15 protein-coding genes are annotated in these 22,486 nt (G+C 57.8%); 12 read left to right on the forward strand and 3 right to left on the reverse strand.

Going from position 1 to position 22,486, the window contains the following annotated elements; translation table 11 throughout:
- Positions 1 to 699, forward strand: coding sequence for a 50S ribosomal protein L1 (gene rplA / locus ACR1XY_RS19165; protein ID WP_170407486.1), 699 nt, complete (start codon positions 1 to 3; stop codon positions 697 to 699).
- A gap of 116 nt (positions 700 to 815) precedes the next feature.
- Here rplA and ACR1XY_RS19170 read toward each other — a convergent pair whose 3' ends face one another.
- Together ACR1XY_RS19170 and ACR1XY_RS19175 are read right to left on the reverse strand one after the other, a co-directional pair.
- Positions 816 to 1,709 carry a phosphotransferase gene (locus ACR1XY_RS19170; protein WP_480595521.1) on the reverse strand — a complete coding sequence of 298 codons (894 nt, stop codon included), beginning with the start codon at positions 1,707 to 1,709 and terminating at the stop codon, positions 816 to 818.
- Positions 1,710 to 1,940: 231 nt separating this feature from the next.
- Positions 1,941 to 2,906, reverse strand: coding sequence for a phosphotransferase family protein (locus ACR1XY_RS19175; protein WP_480595522.1), 966 nt, complete (start codon positions 2,904 to 2,906; stop codon positions 1,941 to 1,943).
- A 404-nt stretch (positions 2,907 to 3,310) separates the two neighbouring features.
- Here ACR1XY_RS19175 and rplJ point away from each other — a divergent pair, with 404 nt between their 5' ends.
- The 7 genes from rplJ to ACR1XY_RS19210 all read left to right on the forward strand — a co-directional run bounded on the left by rplJ (position 3,311) and on the right by ACR1XY_RS19210 (position 18,153).
- Positions 3,311 to 3,829, forward strand: a complete 519-nt coding sequence (gene rplJ, locus ACR1XY_RS19180; RefSeq protein ID WP_480595523.1) for a 50S ribosomal protein L10 — start codon at positions 3,311 to 3,313, stop codon at positions 3,827 to 3,829.
- 80 nt (positions 3,830 to 3,909) lie between these two features.
- Positions 3,910 to 4,284: a 50S ribosomal protein L7/L12 gene (gene rplL / locus ACR1XY_RS19185; RefSeq protein WP_037314964.1), complete on the forward strand. Its 375-nt coding sequence runs from the start codon at positions 3,910 to 3,912 to the stop codon at positions 4,282 to 4,284.
- A gap of 250 nt (positions 4,285 to 4,534) precedes the next feature.
- On the forward strand, positions 4,535 to 8,671 hold the full coding sequence (gene rpoB / locus ACR1XY_RS19190; protein ID WP_480595524.1) for a DNA-directed RNA polymerase subunit beta: 4,137 nt from the start codon (positions 4,535 to 4,537) through the stop codon (positions 8,669 to 8,671).
- A gap of 81 nt (positions 8,672 to 8,752) precedes the next feature.
- Positions 8,753 to 12,994: a DNA-directed RNA polymerase subunit beta' gene (rpoC, locus tag ACR1XY_RS19195; protein WP_480595525.1), complete on the forward strand. Its 4,242-nt coding sequence runs from the start codon at positions 8,753 to 8,755 to the stop codon at positions 12,992 to 12,994.
- Between the two features lie 222 nt (positions 12,995 to 13,216).
- The gene (locus ACR1XY_RS19200) at positions 13,217 to 14,956 is read left to right on the forward strand and encodes a sigma-54-dependent Fis family transcriptional regulator (RefSeq protein ID WP_480595526.1); all 1,740 of its coding nucleotides are present in this window, start codon (positions 13,217 to 13,219) and stop codon (positions 14,954 to 14,956) included.
- Between the two features lie 148 nt (positions 14,957 to 15,104).
- Positions 15,105 to 16,904 carry an NAD(P)-binding domain-containing protein gene (locus ACR1XY_RS19205; protein WP_480595527.1) on the forward strand — a complete coding sequence of 600 codons (1,800 nt, stop codon included), beginning with the start codon at positions 15,105 to 15,107 and terminating at the stop codon, positions 16,902 to 16,904.
- Between the two features lie 379 nt (positions 16,905 to 17,283).
- Positions 17,284 to 18,153: a DMT family transporter gene (locus tag ACR1XY_RS19210; RefSeq protein ID WP_480595528.1), complete on the forward strand. Its 870-nt coding sequence runs from the start codon at positions 17,284 to 17,286 to the stop codon at positions 18,151 to 18,153.
- On the opposite strand, the gene ACR1XY_RS19215 is transcribed toward ACR1XY_RS19210, so the two are convergent.
- On the reverse strand, positions 18,138 to 18,944 hold the full coding sequence (locus ACR1XY_RS19215) for a putative rhamnosyl transferase (RefSeq protein ID WP_480595529.1): 807 nt from the start codon (positions 18,942 to 18,944) through the stop codon (positions 18,138 to 18,140). The two genes, ACR1XY_RS19210 and ACR1XY_RS19215, sit on opposite strands and share 16 nt — an antisense overlap.
- A gap of 397 nt (positions 18,945 to 19,341) precedes the next feature.
- Here ACR1XY_RS19215 and rpsL point away from each other — a divergent pair, with 397 nt between their 5' ends.
- The 4 genes from rpsL to ACR1XY_RS19235 form a co-directional block, all read left to right on the forward strand.
- Positions 19,342 to 19,713 carry a 30S ribosomal protein S12 gene (rpsL, locus tag ACR1XY_RS19220; RefSeq protein WP_005621086.1) on the forward strand — a complete coding sequence of 124 codons (372 nt, stop codon included), beginning with the start codon at positions 19,342 to 19,344 and terminating at the stop codon, positions 19,711 to 19,713.
- Between the two features lie 15 nt (positions 19,714 to 19,728).
- Positions 19,729 to 20,199: a 30S ribosomal protein S7 gene (gene rpsG / locus ACR1XY_RS19225; RefSeq protein ID WP_039529242.1), complete on the forward strand. Its 471-nt coding sequence runs from the start codon at positions 19,729 to 19,731 to the stop codon at positions 20,197 to 20,199.
- An 18-nt stretch (positions 20,200 to 20,217) separates the two neighbouring features.
- The gene (gene fusA / locus ACR1XY_RS19230) at positions 20,218 to 22,335 is read left to right on the forward strand and encodes an elongation factor G (RefSeq protein ID WP_480595530.1); all 2,118 of its coding nucleotides are present in this window, start codon (positions 20,218 to 20,220) and stop codon (positions 22,333 to 22,335) included.
- 60 nt (positions 22,336 to 22,395) lie between these two features.
- The coding region (locus ACR1XY_RS19235; protein ID WP_036223564.1) for a GTP-binding protein at positions 22,396 to 22,486 on the forward strand (91 nt) is incomplete at its 3' end.

Genomic DNA, 22,486 nt, shown 5'->3' on the forward strand with positions numbered 1-22,486 from the left:
ATGGCAAAACTCGGTAAACGTACCCGCGCTGCGCGCGAAGCTGTCGCCGGCAAGGAAAACCTGTCGGTCGAAGAAGCAGTTGCCCTGGTCAAAGCCAACGCAACCTCGAAATTCGACGAGACCATCGAAATCGCTCTGAACCTGGGTGTTGACACCCGTCACGCGGACCAGATGGTTCGCGGCGTCGTCGGCTTGCCAAACGGCACCGGCAAAGCGATGCGTGTTGCTGTTTTCGCTCGTGGCCCGAAGGCTGACGAAGCGAAAGAAGCAGGCGCGGATATCGTTGGCGCAGAAGACCTGATGGAAACCATTCAGGGCGGCACCATCGAATTCGATCGCTGCATTGCAACCCCTGACATGATGCCAATCGTTGGCCGTCTGGGTAAAGTTTTGGGCCCACGCAACCTGATGCCGAACCCCAAGGTCGGCACTGTGACCATGGACGTGAAAGCGGCCGTGGAAGCAGCCAAGGGCGGTGAAGTTCAGTTCAAGGCGGAAAAAGGCGGCGTTGTGCACGCAGGCGTTGGCAAAGCGTCCTTCGACGAAGCCAAGCTGGCTGAAAACGTCCGTGCTTTCGTTTCGGCTGTGGCCAAGGCCAAGCCGTCGGGCGCCAAAGGCACCTACATGAAGAAAATCGCACTGAGCTCGACCATGGGCCCAGGCGTGACTCTGGATGTGGCAGCTGCGGCGGGCGAATAAGCTTTTACGCAAAGTTGCGAAGAATTGGTCCTGGGTGGTGCGAACTGCCCGGGATTTTCTTTTGAGCCTTTGGGTTTTTGATTTGCCAGGTCCCGGTGTGTCAGTCTGGCCGGTGTTCAAAGGCGTTTTTTGCAAAAGGTCTCAGCGTTCTCAAAGTGCGTTGTTGGGCAATACTCCGAGCACTCTTTTTTTTGCGGAACGCGAGTCAGGGTTGCCAGCAAACGCGGGTAGATCAGAAAACTGACGCTGGGGTCGTCGGGTCCGACAAGAGTGTAGCCGTCAAAGAAGGCGCGCATTACGTCGCTTGATACGATCTTGCCGGGTGGGACAGTCCGCAGATTTTGAGCGATGGCCGCAAAATCCAACAGGACTTTGGCGATGTCATACCCAACGGGCTCAACACGATCACTTGAGATATCGAGCCCATAAGTCTTTGTTCCATCGAAAACGAGGTTGCCCATGTGAAAATCGCCGTGATGGGCGGCCGCGATGGTTTCCCGCCCTTCGAAATGCGGCGCAAGCTCGGAAAGGCGGGCAATTCCGTTTAGAAACATCTGTTTGGCGGCCACTCGGGTTTCCCCGGCCAAGATCCGGGTTCTCAGGTCGTGATAATACTCCAGAGTGTGTTTTGGCTGAAACACCCTTTGCTCTTGGTTTAGGGTGCGATGAAAAGCATCCAGCCACGCACCAGCGTGTGACAACAGCTCCAGCTGCCTTATCGTGTTGCCCTCTGCCAGCCGAACGAGCTTTCCGATCGTGCGCCCCGGAACATACTCCATCAGGCTGGCCTGACGTTTTTTGGATACATGGATCGGCTCGGGCATGGCCAGGTTGTCATGATGACCAAATACATTGAAAAACTTTTGCTGGCGTTCGAATTGGGCAACGAAACCGCCCTGTCCCTCTGGCCTCATTTGGTACTTGTAGGCAAGGTTCTTTCCGGACGGGTGCTGCAATAGCAGAACTATACAAGACGTGTCAGCTTCGTCCCGGCGATACAGCCGGGTCATCTTCCACCCCCTTCGGGGCAGTCTGGCTTCGGCCGCTATCATCGGCCATGCTTTCAACGCGGCTTGGTCAAGGTCCGTGTCTCTGAAGTTCAACCACATACAGAAAGCCGTATTTTGAGTTTTAACCAAGACACCCGGTTGCGGCGATCATGTTCACTTTGGTACCAGAACGCAAACCGGTTCAAATTGGCTTCGGTTTTCCTGCTGGTCTGAAGCGTGAGTTGGGTGGTTTCAGCGGTGTTGAAACGCGATCTTCAGCCGGTCCCCCAAGCGCCGCCGCCTGTCTTCCTCGTAGGGGCTGCAGCTATGGTCGATGTGCCACGACACAAGCCAGTCTTTCAGCAGGCGTCCGCGGATGCAGAAATCCAGTATCCCCATATGGATCGGGTGGCGGTAGCGGCGAAAAAACATGTCCTTGTTTGGTTTTAAGATACCGCTGCGGTCTACATCGGATGGGCTGGTATCGCGGAAAACATCCGACTTGAGAAAATCGACGATGTCATAGACGGCCAGTTTCTCCCGCGCCTCGGTGAAATCCAGACCGATCATCTCACCCTTGCCCACTATCAGGTTCTGTCCGTGGAAGTCTCCGTGTGAAAACACCCGTGTATCCGGGATGCCCTTCAGATGCCGGGCTGCGGTTTTCAAGCTCTCCACCATCGGCTGACTTTCTTCTTTGATATGCGGCGGCACGGAGTTCAGCAGATCTTTGATGCTGAGAGTCATCCAGCGCGGGCGAAATTCGTATTCCGCGGCGGGTTGAAAGCCATGAAGGTCGTGCAGCCACGCCCCGGCGCGGCGATAGACCTGGGCAACCTGATCGTTATCCCCGCTGTTGTGGATCACGTCCACGGCGGTGGGTCGGTCGATGAACTCGGAGACGAAGAACATATTTCCGGGCGACACGTAATAGGGGCGAACCACCCGTGACGTCTCGTGTCCGTCAAAATACCGCGCCAACCGGGTCAGAATATCGAACTCTTTCTTCAGCCGGCCGGATTTGGGCGAGGCGGTGTCAATCTTCACCGCATAGTCATTCGCAGGCCCCTGAACTCGCAAAACCAGGCGGGTGTCGGGAAAGCCGTGCGACCGGTATACGCAATCGAATTGTAGCTTCCCGCGCAGCCCGGCATGGCGCGAAAACTCCTCGACAAACTCAGTTGCGCGCCTGTGTTCATCTTCGGTGAGGATTAGCATAGGATAGGCAAAAGTCGGTCGTGAAACAAAGGGGTTGGTTGACAGGACCCCAGCGCGCAAGCCATGTCAATCGCTGACTTGCGCCGGAGTGCGGTGGCTTGGTCTTGCCAAACTACCGGAGCGGGCAATTTACCCCTTGGAAACCCCGGCCATCTGCCCTAAAGAGAGCTGCGTAGTAAAGCGTGCGATTCGTCGTGCGCTTTATTTCGTTTCGTCCAAGACGGTGGGTGGGTCCATTCGGTCCCTTAATTCCCTGCCTGAGACGGGTAAGACCAAAGAATTCTGAGGGTCACGATCCTCGGGCGAGTTTTGGCCAATCCCGTAACAACGGACCTGAACGCCGGGGCGCAAGCCGCGGCAAATATGAGCCGGGGTGAGATATCATCCCAAACTTGGAGAGAACTGTGGATAGAGCCCAGAAAGAGAAAGTGGTCGAGGAACTCGGCCAAATCTTCGAAAGCTCTGGCGTCGTAGTGGTTTCGCACTACGCCGGTCTGACAGTTGCCGAGATGCAGGACCTGCGTTCGCGTGCGCGCGAAGCCGGAGGCTCCGTGCGTGTTGCCAAGAACAGGCTCGCCAAAATCGCCCTTGAGGGTAAGCCGTGTGAAAGCATGGCCGACCTGCTGACAGGGATGACCGTTCTGACCTATTCCGAGGACCCCGTGGCAGCAGCCAAGGTGGCCGAGGACTTCGCCAAGGATAACAAGAATTTTGAAATCCTCGGCGGTGCAATGGGTGAGAACGCTCTGGACCGCAAAGGCGTCGAAACAGTTTCGAAAATGCCGTCCCGCGATGAGCTTATTGCTTCGATCGTTGGCTGCATTGGCGCACCTGCTTCGAACATCGCCGGCGCGATTGGCGCACCTGCAAGCAACATCGCAAGCATCCTTTCCACCATCGAAGAGAAGGCGGAAGCTGCGTAAGCGGTTGGCACTGAATGATCTGCGTGGGGCATTTGCCCTGACGTTGGAACACACACTGTAAAACGGAAAGAGCTAATACAATGGCTGATCTGAAAGCACTCGCAGAAAGCATCGTGGGTCTGACCCTGCTGGAAGCACAAGAACTGAAAACCATCCTCAAAGACGAATATGGCATCGAGCCCGCAGCTGGCGGCGCGGTTGTCATGGCAGCCGGTGGCGACGCCGGTGGCGCAGCTGAGGAAGAAAAAACCGAATTCGACGTCGTTCTGAAGAACGCCGGCGCTTCGAAAATCAACGTGATCAAAGAAGTTCGCGGCATCACCGGCCTGGGCCTGAAAGAAGCCAAAGAGCTGGTCGAAGCTGGCGGCAAGATCAAAGAAGGCGTGTCGAAAGACGAAGCCGAAGAAGTCAAAGGCAAGCTGGAAGCAGCTGGCGCCGAAGTCGAGCTGGCCTAAGTCAACCGACAGGTGCATCGCTGATGCGCCGAAAAATTTGGCTGGGTCCGGAGAAATCCGGGTCCAGCCGAACCTGTCTTAGAAAGGGCCTCATGGGTTGGGGCGTTTTCTAAGACGCGGTTCGCGGATCGGGAGGCTGCCTTCGGGACGGTGGCCATGAATTGATCCGGACGTGTCGTCTCGAATGTGCAAGATGCCGGGGCCCGACGGTGTCTTTGCCCGCTGAGAACATCGAAAGGTGACATCTGACATGGCTCAAACGTTCCTTGGCCAGAAACGTCTTCGTAAATATTACGGCAAAATCCGTGAAGTGCTGGAGATGCCGAACCTCATTGAGGTCCAGAAATCTTCTTATGATCTTTTCCTGCGCTCAGGCGATGCAGAGCAGCCCACCGACGGCGAAGGCATCAAAGGCGTGTTCCAGTCGGTTTTCCCGATCAAGGATTTCAACGAAACCTCCGTTCTGGAGTTCGTAAAATACGATCTGGAAAAACCCAAGTACGACGTCGAAGAATGCATGCAGCGCGACATGACCTACAGCGCGCCGCTGAAGGTCACTCTGCGTCTGATCGTGTTTGATGTCGATGAGGACACCGGCGCCAAATCGGTCAAAGACATCAAGGAACAGGACGTGTTCATGGGCGACATGCCCCTGATGACGCCGAACGGGACGTTCATCGTGAACGGTACCGAGCGTGTGATCGTGTCCCAGATGCACCGTTCGCCCGGTGTGTTCTTTGACCACGACAAGGGCAAGACCCATTCCTCGGGCAAGTTGTTATTTGCCTGCCGCATCATCCCGTATCGCGGCAGCTGGCTGGACTTTGAGTTCGACGCCAAGGACATCGTCTTCGCCCGTATCGACCGTCGCCGTAAACTGCCTGTGACAACCCTGCTGTATGCGCTGGGTCTGGATCAGGAAGCGATCATGGACGCGTATTACAACACCGTGTCCTACAAGCTGGACAAGAAGAAGGGCTGGATCGCGCCGTTCTTCCCCGAGCGTGTTCGCGGTACCCGCCCGACCTATGATCTGATCGACGCGAAATCCGGTGAAGTCATTGCCGAGGCGGGCAAGAAAGTCACCCCGCGCGCGGTCAAGAAACTGATCGAAGAAGGCGTCGTTACCGACCTGCTGGTTCCGTTCGATCACATCGTCGGCAAGTATGTCGCAAAGGACATCATCAACGAAGAAAACGGCGCGATCTATGTCGAAGCCGGTGATGAGCTGACCCTGGAATACGACAAGGACGGCGACCTGATCGGTGGCACTGTCAAGGAACTGATCGATGCGGGTATCACCGACATCCCGGTTCTGGACATCGACAACGTCAATGTTGGCCCCTACATGCGCAACACCATGGCTCAAGATAAGAACCTGAACCGTGAAAGCGCGCTGATGGACATCTACCGCGTTATGCGTCCGGGTGAGCCGCCCACCGTCGAAGCTGCGTCGGCCCTGTTCGATACCCTGTTCTTCGACAGCGAGCGCTATGACCTGTCCGCCGTTGGCCGCGTGAAGATGAACATGCGTCTGGCTCTGGACGCGCCAGACACCCTGCGCACCCTGCGCCGCGAAGACATCGTGGCTTGCATCAAGGCGCTGGTTGAACTGCGTGACGGCAAAGGCGACGTGGACGATATCGACCACCTCGGCAACCGTCGTGTCCGTTCGGTCGGCGAACTGATGGAAAACCAGTACCGCGTTGGCCTGCTGCGTATGGAGCGTGCGATCAAAGAGCGTATGTCGTCGGTCGAAATCGACACTGTCATGCCGCAGGATCTGATCAACGCGAAACCGGCTGCGGCTGCTGTGCGTGAATTCTTCGGCTCATCGCAGCTGTCGCAGTTCATGGACCAGACCAACCCGCTGTCGGAAGTCACTCACAAACGCCGCCTCTCGGCGCTTGGCCCCGGTGGTCTGACGCGTGAGCGTGCGGGCTTTGAGGTTCGCGACGTGCACCCGACCCACTATGGCCGGATGTGCCCGATTGAAACGCCTGAAGGTCCGAACATCGGTCTGATCAACTCGCTGGCCACCTTTGCCCGCGTGAATAAGTATGGCTTCATTGAAACACCTTACCGCGTTGTTAAAGACGCCGAGGTGACCGATGAGGTTCATTACATGTCCGCGACCGAGGAAATGCGTCACACAGTGGCGCAGGCGAACGCGACTCTGGACGCTGATGGCAAGTTCATCAACGATCTGGTGTCGACCCGTCAGGCCGGTGACTACACGCTTGCCCCGCGCGAGAATGTGGACCTGATCGACGTAAGCCCAAAACAGCTGGTATCAGTCGCTGCATCGCTGATCCCGTTCCTTGAAAATGACGACGCCAACCGCGCTCTGATGGGCTCGAACATGCAACGTCAGGCGGTTCCGCTGCTGCGGGCCGAGGCACCGCTGGTCGGTACCGGGATCGAGGAAAAGGTTGCGATCGACTCGGGTGCTGCGATTCAGGCGAAACGCGCCGGTATCATCGACCAGGTCGATGCCCAGCGTATCGTTATCCGCGCCACCGAGGATCTGGAACTGGGCGACGCTGGCGTTGACATCTATCGTCTGCGCAAATTCCAGCGTTCGAACCAGAACACCTGCATTAACCAGCGTCCGCTGATCAAGGTGGGTGACACCGTCCAGAAGGGCGAGGTCATTGCCGACGGTCCGTCGACCGATATGGGTGAACTGGCGCTGGGCAAGAACGTGGTCGTCGCGTTCATGCCGTGGAACGGTTACAACTACGAAGACTCGATCCTGATCTCGGAACGTATCGCGCGTGACGACGTCTTTACCTCGGTCCACATCGAGGAATTCGAAGTCGCCGCCCGTGACACCAAGTTGGGCCCGGAAGAGATCACCCGCGACATCCCGAACGTCGGTGAAGAAGCGCTGCGCAACCTCGACGAGGCGGGCATCGTTTACATCGGTGCGGATGTCGAGCCGGGCGATATTCTGGTCGGCAAGATCACCCCAAAGGGCGAAAGCCCGATGACCCCGGAAGAAAAGCTGCTGCGCGCCATCTTTGGTGAAAAAGCATCTGACGTGCGCGACACCTCGCTGCGCGTGAAGCCGGGCGATTACGGTACGGTCGTTGAGGTTCGCGTCTTCAACCGTCACGGCGTCGAGAAAGACGAGCGTGCGCTGCAGATCGAGCGTGAGGAAGTCGAACGTCTGGCCCGTGACCGGGACGACGAGCTGGCGATCCTTGACCGCAACATCTATGCGCGTCTGCAGGGCCTGATCCTGGGCAAAACCGCTGTCAAAGGCCCGAAAGGCGTCAAGCCGGGCTCGGTGATCACCGAGGAGCTGCTGGAAACCCTGACCCGTGGTCAGTGGTGGCAGCTGGCGCTGGAAGGTGAGCAGGATGCACAGATCGTCGAAGCTCTGAACGAGCAGTACGAAGTGCAAAAGCGTGCTCTGGACGCCCGTTTCGAGGACAAGGTCGAGAAGGTCCGCCGTGGCGACGACCTGCCGCCGGGTGTGATGAAGATGGTCAAAGTCTTCATCGCCGTGAAGCGCAAGCTGCAGCCGGGCGACAAGATGGCTGGTCGTCACGGGAACAAAGGTGTGATCTCCAAGGTTGTTCCGATGGAAGACATGCCGTTCCTGGCCGATGGTACTCCGGTTGACTTCTGTCTGAACCCGCTGGGTGTGCCTTCGCGTATGAACGTTGGTCAGATCCTTGAAACCCACATGGGTTGGGCCGCGCGCGGTCTGGGTCTGAACATCGACGACGCACTGGGTGAATACCGCCGCTCCGGCGACCTGACCCCGGTGCGCGAAGCAATGAAGCTGGCCTATGGCGAGAATGTCTACGAAGAAGGCATCACCGGTCTGGACGAGGATGGCCTGATCGAGGCTGCGGGCAACGTGACTCGCGGTGTTCCGATCGCAACCCCGGTCTTTGACGGTGCCAAAGAGGCTGACGTCAACGACGCGCTGGTGCGTGCGGGCTTCTCGGAAAGCGGTCAGTCGATCCTGTTCGACGGTCGTACCGGTGAGCAATTCGCACGTCCGGTGACCGTGGGCATCAAGTACCTGCTGAAACTGCACCACCTTGTGGATGACAAAATCCACGCGCGTTCGACCGGACCGTACAGCTTGGTTACCCAGCAGCCGCTGGGTGGTAAGGCGCAGTTCGGTGGTCAGCGCTTTGGTGAGATGGAGGTCTGGGCTCTGGAAGCTTACGGCGCCGCCTACACCCTGCAGGAGATGCTGACGGTGAAATCGGATGACGTCGCCGGCCGGACCAAGGTCTATGAGTCGATCGTCAAGGGCGAGGATAACTTTGAAGCGGGCGTACCGGAATCGTTCAACGTTCTGGTTAAAGAAGTCCGTGGCCTCGGCCTGAATATGGAACTCCTGGATGCGGAGGTTGAGGAATAAGAATTTTGAAAAAATTCTTGGGCGGAAACTTTTGAAGTTTCCGCTCACCTCTCCCCCCTTCCGCAAGATTTGAGGTAACAAATGAACCAGGAAATCACCAACAACCCGTTCAACCCGCTGACGCCCCCGAAGGTCTTCGACGAGATCAAGGTCTCGCTGGCGTCGCCCGAGCGGATTCTGTCTTGGTCCTATGGCGAGATCAAGAAACCCGAAACCATCAACTACCGGACGTTCAAGCCGGAGCGTGACGGTCTGTTCTGCGCGCGTATCTTTGGCCCGATCAAAGATTACGAATGTCTGTGCGGTAAGTATAAGCGGATGAAGTATCGCGGCGTTGTCTGCGAGAAATGCGGTGTGGAAGTCACCCTGCAGAAAGTCCGCCGCGAGCGTATGGGCCACATCGAACTGGCCGCGCCCGTCGCACATATCTGGTTCCTGAAGTCGCTGCCGTCCCGCATCGGTCTGATGCTGGACATGACGCTGCGCGATCTGGAACGCGTTCTGTACTTTGAAAACTACGTCGTCATCGAGCCCGGTCTGACAGACCTGTCTTATGGCCAGATGCTGACCGAAGAAGAGTACATGGACGCGCAGGATGCCTATGGCATGGATGCGTTCACCGCGAATATCGGTGCCGAAGCCATCCGTGAGATGCTGGCCCAGATCGATCTGGAAGCCGAAGCCGAGCAGCTGCGCGCTGATCTGGCCGAAGCGACCGGCGAACTGAAGCCCAAGAAGATCATCAAGCGTTTGAAGGTTGTTGAATCCTTCCTCGAGTCGGGCAACCGTCCCGAGTGGATGGTGATGACCGTGATCCCGGTCATTCCGCCGGAACTGCGTCCGCTGGTTCCGCTGGATGGCGGCCGTTTCGCGACCTCGGATCTGAACGATCTGTATCGCCGTGTCATCAACCGGAACAACCGTCTGAAGCGTCTGATCGAGCTGCGCGCGCCTGACATCATCGTCCGCAACGAAAAGCGGATGCTGCAGGAATCCGTGGATGCTCTGTTCGACAACGGCCGTCGTGGCCGCGTGATCACGGGCGCCAACAAGCGCCCGCTGAAATCGCTGTCGGACATGCTGAAAGGTAAGCAGGGCCGCTTCCGTCAGAACCTTCTGGGTAAGCGCGTCGACTTCTCGGGCCGTTCGGTTATCGTGACCGGTCCGGAACTCAAGCTGCACCAGTGTGGTCTGCCCAAGAAGATGGCGTTGGAACTGTTCAAGCCGTTCATCTACTCGCGCCTTGAAGCCAAGGGTCTGTCTTCGACCGTGAAACAGGCGAAGAAACTGGTCGAGAAAGAGCGTCCCGAAGTGTGGGATATCCTCGACGAGGTGATCCGCGAACACCCTGTCATGCTGAACCGTGCGCCAACACTGCACCGTCTTGGCATTCAGGCGTTCGAGCCGGTCCTGATCGAAGGTAAAGCGATCCAGCTGCACCCGCTGGTCTGTTCGGCCTTCAACGCCGACTTCGACGGGGACCAGATGGCCGTTCACGTCCCGCTGAGCCTTGAGGCCCAGCTGGAAGCCCGTGTTCTGATGATGTCGACGAACAACGTTCTGTCGCCTGCAAACGGCGCGCCGATCATCGTTCCTTCTCAGGATATGATCCTGGGTCTCTACTATGTGACCCTGGAGCGTGAAGGCATGCCGGGCGAAGGCAAGGTCTTTGGCTCGATCGAAGAAGTTCAGCACGCGCTGGACGCGGGTGAGGTGCATCTGCACTCGAAAATCACCGCGCGGATCACGCAGATCGACGACGAAGGCAACGAAGTTCAGAAGCGTTTCGAGACCACTCCGGGCCGTCTGCGCCTTGGTGCGTTGCTGCCGATGAACAACAAGGCGCCGTTCGAGCTGGTCAACCGTCTGCTGCGGAAGAAAGAAGTGCAGCAGGTGATCGACACCGTCTATCGTTACTGCGGGCAGAAAGAGTCGGTTATCTTCTGTGACCAGATCATGTCGATGGGCTTCAAAGAAGCGTTCAAGGCGGGCATCTCGTTCGGTAAGGACGACATGGTCATTCCGGACGACAAGTGGGGCATCGTCGATGACACCCGCGGTCAGGTGAAGGACTTTGAACAACAGTACATGGACGGCCTGATCACTCAGGGCGAAAAGTACAACAAAGTTGTCGATGCCTGGTCGAAGTGTAACGACCGCGTGACTGAGGCGATGATGAGCACGATCTCATCCTCGGATCGGGCAGAGGACGGATCCGAACAGGAACCGAACTCGGTCTACATGATGGCCCACTCTGGTGCGCGTGGCTCGGTCACTCAGATGAAACAGCTGGGCGGTATGCGCGGCCTTATGGCCAAGCCGAACGGTGACATCATCGAGACGCCGATCATCTCGAACTTCAAGGAAGGTCTGACCGTTCTCGAGTACTTCAACTCGACCCACGGTGCCCGTAAGGGTCTGTCGGATACCGCTCTGAAGACCGCGAACTCGGGTTACCTGACCCGTCGTCTGGTGGACGTGGCGCAGGACTGCATCGTGCGTGAGATCGACTGTGGCACCGAGCGTGCAATCACAGCCGAAGCCGCCGTGAACGACGGTGAGGTTGTCGCCTCGCTGGCCGAACGTATCCTGGGCCGTGTGGCGGCTGACGACATCCTGCGTCCGGGAACGGATGAGGTGATCGTTGCGGCTGGTCAGCTGATCGACGAGCGTATGGCAGATGCCATTGATGAAGCCGGCGTTCAGTCGACCCGCATCCGTTCGCCTCTGACCTGTGAGTCCGAGGAAGGTGTCTGTGCAACTTGCTACGGTCGTGACCTTGCGCGCGGTACCATGGTGAACACGGGTGAAGCCGTCGGCATCATCGCCGCCCAGTCCATTGGTGAACCCGGTACGCAGCTGACGATGCGGACCTTCCACATCGGTGGTGTTGCGCAAGGTGGTCAGCAGTCGTTCCAGGAAGCCAGCCAGGAAGGTGTCGTTTCGTTCGAAAACCCGCAGATTTTGGTAAATGCTGCAGGCGAAAGCCTGGTCATGGGCCGGAACATGAAGCTGGTGATCAAGGACGAGCACGGCGAAGAGCGTGCCAGCCACAAGCTGGGCTACGGCTCGAAGCTGTTCGTCAAGGACGGCACCAAAGTCGCCCGTGGCGACAAGCTGTTCGAATGGGATCCCTACACCCTGCCGATCATCGCCGAGAAAGCCGGTACCGCGAAATACGTCGACCTTGTTTCGGGCCTTGCTGTTCGCGACGAGACCGACGAAGCCACCGGTATGACCCAGAAGATCGTGATCGACTGGCGCGCCGCCCCCAAAGGCAGCGACCTCAAGCCCGAGATCATTCTGGTCGGTGAAGATGGCGAGCCGGTCCGCAATGATGCGGGCAACCCGGTTCACTATCCGATGTCGGTGGACGCGATCCTGTCGGTCGAAGACGGCCAGCAGGTTGAAGCCGGTGACGTTGTCGCGCGTATCCCGCGTGAAGGCGCCAAGACCAAGGACATCACCGGTGGTTTGCCGCGTGTGGCCGAACTGTTCGAAGCCCGTCGTCCGAAAGATCACGCGATCATCGCGGAAGCCGATGGTTACGTGCGCTTTGGCCGCGACTACAAGAACAAGCGCCGCATCAGCATCGAACCGGCGGACGAGTCCATGGAGACCATCGAATACATGGTGCCCAAGGGCAAGCACATCCCGGTCGCCGAAGGGGACTTCATCCAGAAGGGTGAATACCTGATGGACGGTAACCCGGCTCCGCATGACATCCTGTCCATCATGGGTGTCGAAGCGCTGGCGGATTACATGATCGACGAGGTGCAGGACGTCTATCGTCTGCAGGGTGTGAAGATCAACGACAAGCACATCGAAGTCATCGTGCGCCAGATGCTGCAGAAGTGGGAGATCCTGGATTCAGGCGACACCACCCTGCTGAAAGGCGAACATGTCGACAAGCAGGAGTTCGACGCGGCCAACGAGAAGACCATCTCGCGCGGTGGACGTCCGGCTCAGGGCGAGCCGATCCTCTTGGGGATCACCAAAGCCTCGCTGCAGACGCGTTCGTTCATCTCGGCGGCGTCGTTCCAGGAAACCACCCGTGTTCTGACCGAAGCGTCGGTACAGGGCAAAAAGGACAAACTGGTCGGCCTGAAAGAGAACGTTATCGTTGGCCGCCTGATCCCCGCCGGTACCGGTGGTGCGACCCAGGCCGTGCGTCAGGTTGCGCAATCGCGCGACAACGTCGTGATCGAAGCTCGCCGGGAAGAGGCCGAAGCGGCCGCTGCCCTGGCTGCGCCGATGATGGACGACGACATGGTCGGCGACGAGCTGGACGTTCTGGTGGAAACACCGGAAAGCCGCGAGTAAGTCTCGTCACAAGCAAAAAAGAGGCCCTGCGATATCTATCGCGGGGCCTCTTTTTGTGGACTAGTCAATGACTGCTTCGAGTCTTTAGGGCCCGATGCTGCGCGTTCAACGAAGCTCAGCTTGACGCGACGAAGCGCCAAACGCTTGCCGGACGAAACTTGAACATGGGCGCGAAGCCATCCTCATGCTATTTTTAGGAAGGATTTGTAGGACGGGAAGCTGTTGGATCGCCAGCACACAAATGAGATTGACCGTGTCTTAAGCGGATTCGATACAGGGCGAGACCGACTCGTCGCGGATAGCTGGCAGCGCTGTGTTGAAACCTATGGTATGGATCCCTCACGGCAGGAACCCGCGCATATCCTGCCTGACACCAAATTCCGTGAACATCTGGAACAATCCGAACGTCTGATCGCAACGGCGCGATCGGGGCTGCAATCGCTGTTTGCGCAGGTGGCAGGGCAGAACTACGTCCTGCTGCTTGCGGATGCGGATGGAGTCTGCGTCGACTTCTTTGGCGACCGGAACTTCGAGGACGAGCTCAGAACTGCGGGTCTTCATCTAGGATTCAAGTGGACGGAAGAGTTGGCGGGAACGAACGGGGTGGGTTCGTGCATTGTTACAGGTCAGCCGGTGACGATCCATCAGGGCGATCATTTTTCGATCACACATACGCCGCTGTCTTGTACGGCAGCACCTATTTTTGACACCAAGGGTGGTCTTGCGGCTGTTCTGGATGTGTCCTTGTTGCGTGGACCCTCGCCTAAGGCGTCGCAGAATCTGGCCATGACATTGGTGACGAATTCCGCCCGTCGCGTCGAGATGGCAAACCTGATGGCATCGACCCGGCGCGATTGGGTCCTGCGCTTTTCAGCCAGCCCCGAGTTTCTGGAGGTCGATCCCGAAGCGGCGGTTGCAGTGGACGGAGGTGGCAAGATCATCGGTATGACCTCGGGAGCCCGCCGCGCGCTGGACCCGGACGGTACGGGACACCTGATCGGTTCTCGGTTGCAGGACTGGCTTGAAATCAGCGTTGACGACATGCCCGAATTCATGCGCGGCAGGCCGTCCGAGGACCGTGTATTGCACCTTAAGGACGGGCGCGCGCTTTATGGCCATGCCGTCGCGCCGCAGACACCGCAAATGGCGGCAGCCCTGCGCAAGCGAGAACAGGTTCTGCCCGGGACCCTTGGCAGTTTTGCGGGGCCGGATGCGGACCTTCAGCAACTGTTGAACAAAGCTGCGCGTCTTGCACCAACCAATCTGCCGCTTGTGCTGACCGGTGAAAGCGGAACCGGCAAGACAAAACTGGCGCGTGCAATCCACATGGCCGATCCTGCGACGCAGGATTTTCACACCGTGATCTGCTGCGACACCGAGACACTCGATTTCTGCCACGCCATTGATCCCGGAACGCTGTTCCTGCGCGGTGTCGAAGATCTTAGCAAACCTGCGCAGGCCTCTCTTTTGGCGGTGCTGGAGCGGCGGGCCGATCTGAGGATCATCGCCTCTTGCCGAGAGGCCCCGGCCGGATTGCAAGGTTATCTGCGCGAGGATCTGTTGCACCGGATCGCAGGTGCCACCTTGCCCCTGCCGCCGTTACGACATCGGGCGGATCTGGATTGGCTGATTGATCGCCTGCTCAGACGGTTTGCCAGCCATGATATCCGCCTGTCCACAGCCGCGCGTGCTGATCTGAAGTCACGACTCTGGCGCGGCAATATTCGTGAACTGGAACATCTGCTGCTCAGTACTGTCGCCTTATGTCAGGACAACATCATCGACTTGACGGACTTACCCGCTCCGGTGCTGGCCTCTGATCACGAGCGGGACGTGGATGATCTGGAAGCGCTCCTGCGCGCCTGTGATTGGAACATGTCCCAGGTTGCGCGGCGGCTTGGCGTGAACCGGTCGACAATCCTTCGTCGTGCGCGAAAGGCTGGGCTTATACCGCCCGTATAACCGCAAGTGCACCCGTGTTGCAGCCTTGTTGCGCGCGCAACAAGCTTAGGTATTTTTGGTCCGGGTAAAGTGCTGACCCTGCAAATCCGCTTGCCCGACGGGTCGCGGATTTGCCAGCCTTCTGCTCCGTGGAGATAGGGAGGATAACATGCTCGACACAACACTCTCGGATCAGGTGCAGGGGTTTCTGGACGTTTTCGGGGCGGCTTTGTCCAAAGGCGATATCGTTGCTGCCTGCGATATGTTTCATGACGAATGCTATTGGCGCGATCTGGTCAGCTTTACCTGGAATATCAAAACGGTCGAAGGCAAGGCGCAGGTGGCAGATATGCTCTCGCACCAGCTGGCCACGACCAAGCCAAGCGGTTGGAGAATAGCCGAAGGTGAGGTGCCCACAGAGGATGGGGGCGTGACCACCGCATGGATCGAATTCGAGACCGAAGTTGCGCGTGGCTACGGTCTGATCCGCCTCAAGGAAGGCAGGATATGGACCTTGCTGACCACGATGGCCGAGTTGAAAGGGCATGAAGAACCCAAAGGGTTCAACCGTCCGCTGGGTGCCAAGCATGGGGCCGGAAAACACCGTACCACATGGGCAGAAGAACGCGCGCAGGAAGAGGCCGAACTGGGCTACAAGACACAGCCCTACTGCCTTATCATCGGCGGCGGTCAGGGCGGGATCGCAATGGGCGCGCGGTTGCGCCAGCTTGGTGTACCGACGATCATCGTCGAACGGAACGACCGGCCCGGCGACAGTTGGCGCAATCGCTACAAATCCCTCTGTCTGCACGATCCGGTCTGGTACGACCATCTGCCCTATATCAAGTTCCCGGAAAACTGGCCTGTGTTCTCGCCCAAGGACAAGATCGGCGACTGGCTTGAGATGTATACGAAAGTGATGGAGCTGAACTATTGGACGCGTACAACGGCCATATCCGCCACGTACGACGAAGCCAAGGGCGAATGGACCATCACAGTAAACCGAGACGGCGAAGAGATTGTACTGCGGCCCAAACATCTGATCATGGCGACGGGTATGTCTGGAAAAAAACGCATGCCTGATTTTCCGGGAATGGATGTGTTCAAGGGTGTCCAGGCTCATTCCTCAGAACATGAAGGGCCGGACAAATGGGCAGGCAAGAAAGTTGTCGTGGTGGGGTCTAATAACTCAGCTCACGATATCTGTGCGGCCCTTTGGGAGAACGATGCTGACGTAACTATGGTGCAGCGGTCCTCAACCCATATTGTCCGCTCGGACACCCTCATGGAAATCGGACTGGGCGATCTCTATTCTGAACGTGCGGTGCGGTCTGGCATGACGACCGAAAAGGCCGATCTGATCTTTGCATCGCTGCCCTATCGCATCCTGCATGAATTCCAGATTCCGGCCTATGCTGCGATGAAAGAACAGGACAAAGAGTTTTATGACGGCCTGGAAAAGGCCGGGTTCTGGCTGGATTGGGGTGATGACGACAGCGGGCTGTTCATGAAATACCTGCGTCGTGGATCCGGCTATTACATCGATATCGGTGCCAGCCAGTTGATCATTGATGGCGAAATCAAGCTGAAACGCGGTCAGGTCACCGCGCTTGATGAATCCGGAGTTATCCTTGATGACGGCACGCATCTAGATGCCGACCTGGTGGTCTATGCGACAGGGTATAATTCGATGAACGGTTGGGTCGCGGACCTGATGGGCCAGGATATGGCAGATCGACTTGGGAAATGCTGGGGTCTGGGCTCTGACACAACCAAGGACCCGGGGCCCTGGGAAGGCGAACAACGCAATATGTGGAAGCCGACACAGGTGCCAAACCTTTGGATGCATGGCGGAAACCTGCATCAGTCCCGGCACTACTCACAGTTTCTGTCGCTGCAGATAAAGGCCCGGATGGTGGGTATCCCGACGCCGGTCTTCGGCCTTCAACAAGTCTATCACCTCAGTTAAGTCATGCGCTACAATCATGAAGCGGACTTTCAAGCTATTCGATTGAAAGTCTGCTTTGTCCGGAGGCTTTGTGAAAACTCTGATTGGTCAGCGAAACATGTCGAAAACACCTTTTATGTGCATTCTCTCGCGCTTCTGCCAGAGCTTTCGCACAGGCGCTGAAAACGAGCGCGACGAGAGAGCTCGTGGGCCGGAGTTTTCACACACCGTGTCCGCACATTGGTCATTCGTTCGACCAGAACGCGCTGTGTTGCAGTAAATTGAGGCTTGGTCACGAGACCCGTTTTTTACGAACCTAGTGTACCTCTCCTGGTAAGTTGACATCCCGGACAGCGACGGCACCAATGTTGCGGGTGACTAAGGACCGGACCTGTTTGAAATGACCCCAAACCTGAAAGGCGCGCTGCTGATGATGGGCAGCATGGCGGCCTTCACCATCAATGATGCGCTGGTCAAGGCCGCCGGGGCGGAGGTGCCGCTGTTCCAGATGGTGGCGATGCGCGGGGTGCTGGCGACAGTTTTGGTGTATTTTCTGGCGCGTCATCTGGGGGCGCTGCATCTGAATTTTCCGCGCCATGACAAGTGTCTGGTGGCGGCACGGTGTCTGGCCGAGCTTTCGGCGACGTTTTTCTTCCTGACAGCGCTTCTGCACATGCCGCTGGCGAATGTAACCGCAGTATTGCAGGCTTTGCCTCTGACCGTGACCCTGGGTGCGGTGCTGTTCTTCGGTGAACAGATCGGCTGGCGTCGGGTTCTGGCCATTGCGCTGGGGTTTCTCGGTATGCTGCTGATTGTGCGACCGGGCCCCGAGGGGTTCAGCATCTATGCCATTTACGCGTTGATCGCGGTTGTGTCGGTCACCATCCGAGATCTGATCACGCGGCGGATGTCGATCCATGTACCCTCACTGGCGGTCACATTAGCGACCTCGCTTACAATCACCGTCGCGGCGGGATGCGCCTCTCTCGCTTCGGGCTGGCAACCGGTTTCGCCGGGCGCGGGGCTGATGGTCGCCTGCGCGGCGGTGTTCGTGCTGACCGGCTATTTGTGCAGCGTCATGGTCATGCGCGTCGGAGATGTCGGATTTGTCGCGCCTTTCCGCTATTCCAGCCTGATCTGGGCGCTGGCCCTGGGCTGGCTGGTGTTCGGTGACTGGCCGGACCCGGTTACTCTGCTCGGGGCAGGGTTGGTGGTGGGTGCCGGGTTGTTCACGCTGTTCCGCGAACGCCACTCTCACGCAGCGGAGTGAGTCCGCCGAACAACGTTCTGTTCAATGGCAAAGCGGGCGATGAATTCTCCTTCTTGCTCGGGTGTAAGCGGGGACAACTCTGTGATGCTGTTGCGGGCATGGGGTGAATCGTTGAATTGGTTCAGCGTGCGCACCCACATTGGCGCGTCCGGGTAGCTGATCACCGGCATGAAGTTCCCGATGCGGTGATGGGCGAAATTCATGATCGTCTGCTCGCAGCCGCCGCGCACATGCATGGCGAATCCGACGCCTAACAGAGGCCGAAACACCTGCGCGGCCCAAATGCCGTCTGCCCCGAAACGGGCTAGAAAACCCTGATTATAGTCGATGGCGGCTGTTTTGTTGTTCGCCATCAGACCTTGGCTCTCGACCGCGGCGATGCGCAGGCGCTCGACGAAATCCACCGACACGGCATCGTCATCGTCGTGGCGGAATTGCAGGCAGGGAGCGCTGGGGTCGTCGCGCGCGGCGTTCAGGATCTCTTTCATCACTTTGCGGTGCCGGGCAGGCGCGCGCGCGATGATCCGGACCTGTTTCATGCCAGAGGTCAGATCGTGCAGCCGGTCAAAGGCGGTTTTCGGCAAGCAATCCCCGATCACGATAAGGAACTGGAACTCTTCATCGGTCTGTTCCCTGAAACAGGGCAGGGTGGTAGTTTCGAAAAGCCGGAACCGCTCTTCCAGACGGGCCGGATTATAGAGGTACTGCCTGCGTTCCTCGATCGTGTCATGTTCGACCTGAAAGCCCCCGTAAGCGGGGTAGGAAAAGCGGCAAAGGCCTATGACTTGCATGGTTCATCCGTCGGGTAAAATGGTGAGCAGACTATGCCCCCGTCGTCATACCCTCGCAACGGCTACCGAACTGGAAACCCCCATCACGCCCTGATATTTGCGTGCTATCGGGTCAACGGACCGCCTCATTGGGGGTTGCTGTTGACACTTGGGCCGACTCCCCCTATTACGCGCGTCATCTCGGTACCGGGGGCCGCCCCAAAACCGATTTCAGTAATGAACTGGTCAAGACCCGGACAATTTTGCAGTTCGCGTCCTCTGATAACCAACCGCGACGTTCACCTCGGAATGGGAACGCTCGTGGATTTTGCGCTTGTGGACGCATAAGTGCAGCAAGTTTAACCGCACGCAACGCGCGTGCATGTCATGTGTGTTGCAAAACGGGGAAGAAACCGGAATGCCAACTATTCAACAGCTGATCCGCAAGCCGCGGCAGCCCAAAGTAAAACGCTCGAAGTCCATGCACCTGGAGCAGTGCCCGCAGAAACGCGGCGTCTGCACACGTGTTTACACCACCACGCCAAAGAAGCCGAACTCGGCTATGCGTAAGGTTGCCAAGGTGCGCCTGACCAACGGGTTCGAGGTCATCTCGTACATTCCCGGTGAAAGCCACAACCTGCAGGAACACTCGGTTGTTCTGATCCGTGGCGGCCGTGTGAAAGACCTTCCTGGTGTGCGTTACCACATCCTGCGCGGTGTTCTGGATACTCAGGGCGTCAAAGACCGTAAGCAACGCCGTTCGAAATACGGCGCGAAGCGTCCCAAGTAAGAAGGAGAGGCTGATATGTCACGTCGTCACGCCGCCGAAAAACGCGAAGTCCTGCCTGACGCCAAATTTGGCGACAAGGTTTTGACCAAATTCATGAACAACCTGATGATCGACGGCAAGAAGTCGGTCGCAGAGCGCATCGTCTACAACGCGTTCGACCGCGTTGAGAACAAGATCAAGCGCGCTCCTGTCGAAGTGTTCCACGAAGCGCTCGACAACATCAAACCGTCGGTCGAGGTCCGCTCGCGCCGGGTTGGTGGTGCAACCTATCAGGTTCCGGTCGAAGTCCGCCCCGAGCGCCGCGAAGCACTGGCCATCCGTTGGCTGATCACTGCTGCGCGTGGCCGCAACGAAAACACCATGGAAGAACGCCTCGCCGGTGAGCTGCTGGACGCTGTACAGTCCCGCGGTACCGCCGTGAAGAAGCGCGAAGACACCCACAAGATGGCCGAGGCGAACAAAGCCTTCAGCCACTACCGTTGGTAATTCCAGAGGCTTATCAAAATGGCACGCGAATATACACTCAACCATTACCGTAACTTCGGTATCATGGCGCATATCGATGCAGGTAAAACCACCTGCTCGGAACGCATCCTGTATTACACCGGTAAATCCCACAACATCGGTGAGGTGCACGATGGTGCAGCCACCATGGACTGGATGGAGCAGGAGCAGGAACGCGGTATCACCATCACTTCGGCTGCGACCACCACTTTCTGGGAACGCACCGAAGACGGTCAAACTGCTGACTCGCCTAAGCACCGCCTGAACATCATCGACACCCCCGGCCACGTTGACTTCACCATCGAAGTCGAGCGCTCGCTGGCGGTACTCGACGGTGCTGTTTGCGTTCTGGACGCAAACGCCGGTGTTGAACCCCAGACCGAAACCGTGTGGCGTCAGGCTGACCGCTACAAGGTTCCGCGTATGGTTTTCGTCAACAAAATGGACAAGATCGGTGCTGACTTCTTCAACTGCGTTCGCATGATCGAAGATCGCACCGGTGCACGTGCTGTTCCGGTTGGTATTCCGATCGGTGCAGAATCCGAGCTTGAAGGTCTTGTTGATCTGGTCACCATGGAAGAATGGCTGTGGCAGGGTGAAGACCTTGGTGCAAGCTGGGTCAAAGCACCGATCCGTGACAGCCTGAAAGACATGGCTGACGAATGGCGCGGTAAAATGATCGAAGCGGCCGTCGAAATGGACGACGACGCGATGATGGAATACCTGGAAGGCAATGAGCCCGACGTTCCCACCCTGCGCGCCCTGCTGCGCAAAGGTACGCTGGAAATCGCGTTCGTTCCGGTTCTGGGTGGTTCGGCGTTCAAGAACAAAGGCGTCCAGCCTCTGCTCAACGCTGTGATCGACTATCTGCCCAGCCCGCTGGACGTAGTCGATTACATGGGCTTCAAGCCCGGCGACGAGGAAGAAGTTCGTAACATCGCACGTCGTGCAGACGACGACATGGCCTTCTCAGGTCTGGCGTTCAAAATCATGAACGACCCCTTCGTTGGCTCTCTGACCTTCACCCGCATCTACTCGGGCACCATGCAGAAGGGTGACTCGATCCTGAACTCGACCAAAGGTAAGAAAGAGCGCATCGGTCGTATGATGATGATGCACTCGAACAACCGGGAAGAGATTGAAGAAGCGTTTGCAGGCGACATCATCGCGTTGGCGGGTCTGAAAGACACCACCACCGGTGACACCCTGTGTGACGCGAAGGATCCGGTGGTTTTGGAAACCATGACCTTCCCCGATCCGGTGATCGAGATCGCGGTCGAGCCCAAAACCAAGGGCGACCAAGAGAAGATGTCCCAGGGTCTGGCCCGTCTGGCCGCTGAAGACCCGTCCTTCCGCGTGGAAACTGACCTGGAATCCGGTCAGACCATCATGAAGGGCATGGGCGAACTTCACCTGGACATCCTGGTAGACCGTCTGAAGCGCGAGTTCAAAGTCGAGGCAAACATCGGTGCGCCGCAGGTGGCATACCGTGAAACCATCTCGATGCCGGTTGAGCACACCTACACCCACAAGAAACAGTCGGGTGGTTCGGGTCAGTTCGCGGAAGTCAAGCTGGAGATCCAGCCGACAGAGCCGGGCGAAGGTTACTCGTTCGAAAGCCGCATCGTTGGTGGTGCTGTTCCGAAGGAATACATTCCGGGTGTTGAAAAAGGCATCAACTCGGTCATGGATAGCGGCCCACTGGCTGGCTTCCCCGTGATCGACTTCAAGGTTGCCCTGCTGGACGGTAAATTCCACGACGTTGACTCGAGCGTTCTGGCGTTCGAAATCGCATCGCGGATGTGTATGCGTGAAGGCATGCGCAAAGCTGGTGCGAAACTGCTGGAACCGATCATGAAGGTCGAAGTGATCACCCCGGAAGAATACACCGGCGGTATCATTGGCGACCTGACCTCGCGTCGTGGTCAGGTTTCTGGACAAGAGCCGCGCGGCAACGCGATCGCGATCGATGCATTCGTTCCGCTGGCGAACATGTTCGGCTACATCAACACCCTGCGTTCGATGTCGTCGGGCCGCGCCCAGTTCACCATGCAGTTCGACCACTACGATCCGGTTCCGCAGAACATCTCGGACGAGATCCAGGCGAAATACGCATAAGCGAAGATTTGAGGGAGCTCCGGCCTGGGGCTCCCTTCATTACCGACAAAGGAGGCCATCATGGCAAAGGAAAAGTTTGAGCGTAATAAGCCGCACGTCAACATCGGCACGATTGGCCACGTTGACCACGGCAAGACCACGCTGACCGCAG

Source organism: Ruegeria sp. AD11(2025) (genome assembly GCF_056542405.1).